Below are 1,411 nucleotides of genomic sequence, written 5' to 3'. Positions count from 1 at the left end.
GATCTGGCTGATCGGAAGGCTGAAATCATAGCCGGACTTGCTCTTCAGATCGACCGCGAGCCGCTGCCTGTGCATCATCAGCTCGTCGAGGCCGCGGCGGTTCTTTAGACGCACATAGGCGTCCACGATCTGCTCGATGGCGTTCGGCATGAATATGTTCCGGCGAAAGGGCCCGGCGGCGCCCACGCCGGCGGACGATCTCGGTGTCGCGGTACGCAATACAAATCCGCGACGGACATTTTGATACGCCAATCTGGTTGAGATCGTATTACCGTCCGATGATTTTGTGATGCGGGACATGAATAGGCCGCCGGCGATCACGCCAGCGGCCAAAACCGGGTTCGAAAACGGATGCGGGTTGAAATGTCGCCAGCCCCGGTCAGGCCCACATTATCAGCCCGCCGGAGACATCTCTGTCACAAACGAAACACAGGAACCCGTGACGTGCTCTCGTCGGTGGCGCAGAAATGGCTGCGCGGCCATTTGCCCGGCGCATTGTTGATAACCTCCGCAAACGCTGCGCGGGTGGTGACAGGGCGTCCGAACGTGTTATCGGGGGGATGACGCAGTTGCGAGACGGATCGGACCCCCATGCGCATTACCCTCGTCGGCTCCCGCCATTTCGGCGTGACCACCCTGAATATGCTCCGGGAGCACGGCGTTTCGATCGTCCGGGTCGTGGTGGCCGACGCCGACGACCGCCTTGCCGCAACGGCCAAAGCGGCGGGCATCGAGGTCGTGGTGCAGGCCAATCCCAAGCTGGTCGTGGCCTCCGAGATCGCCCCGGACACCGATCTGATCATTACCGCGCACAGCCATGCCCGGATCGGCAAGGACGCGCTGTCCGCCGCCAGGCTTGGCGGGATCGGCTATCATCCCTCGCTGCTGCCGCGCCACCGCGGCAAGGCCGCGGTGGAATGGACCATCAAGGAAGGCGACCCGATCGCGGGCGGCACCATCTATCATCTCGCCGATCGCATGGACGCCGGCGCGATCGCCGCCCAGGACTGGTGCTTTGTGAAGAAGGGCGAGACCGCGCGCGAGCTTTGGGAGCGCGCGCTGGCGCCGCTCGGGCTCAAGCTGCTGGCCGACGTGATCGACTACGCCAAGGTCCACAAGGCGCTGCCCGCCAAAGCCCAGGACGAGCAGTTCGCAACCTCCGCGCCGAGCTTGTCCTAAGCCCTCACTATTCCTCGACAAGCCACTCATCAGGCACGGCATTCCGGAATCGTCTCGACGTTTACCCTTAACGTGAAGGAGCGTTGATTCCGCTTCGAAAAACGGAACCAAAAACGCGAATAAACCATTGTTCCAGTTCGAACAATATCCGCTTTGGCTGTCATCAAATTTCCGTCACATTTCGCCCGAATAAGCTTCGGCATCTCAGACAATTCGAGGACGAATTCATGCG

General features: G+C 61.4%; 2 protein-coding genes. One reads left to right on the top strand and one right to left on the bottom strand.

The features are described from left to right. Positions 1–591 precede the first annotated feature (591 nt). Positions 592–1,179, top strand: a complete 588-nt coding sequence (locus JHD07_RS34160; protein ID WP_291630177.1) for a formyltransferase family protein — start codon at positions 592–594, stop codon at positions 1,177–1,179. A gap of 29 nt (positions 1,180–1,208) precedes the next feature. Here the strand turns inward: JHD07_RS34160 and JHD07_RS34155 are convergent. Next, on the bottom strand, positions 1,209–1,411 hold a 203-nt coding region (locus JHD07_RS34155), incomplete at its 5' end, for a hypothetical protein (protein WP_291630175.1).

The sequence above is a fragment of the Bradyrhizobium sp. genome (genome assembly GCF_016462955.1).
Lineage (GTDB): Bacteria > Pseudomonadota > Alphaproteobacteria > Rhizobiales > Xanthobacteraceae > Bradyrhizobium.
This window is presented reverse-complemented; position numbering and strand designations above follow the sequence as displayed.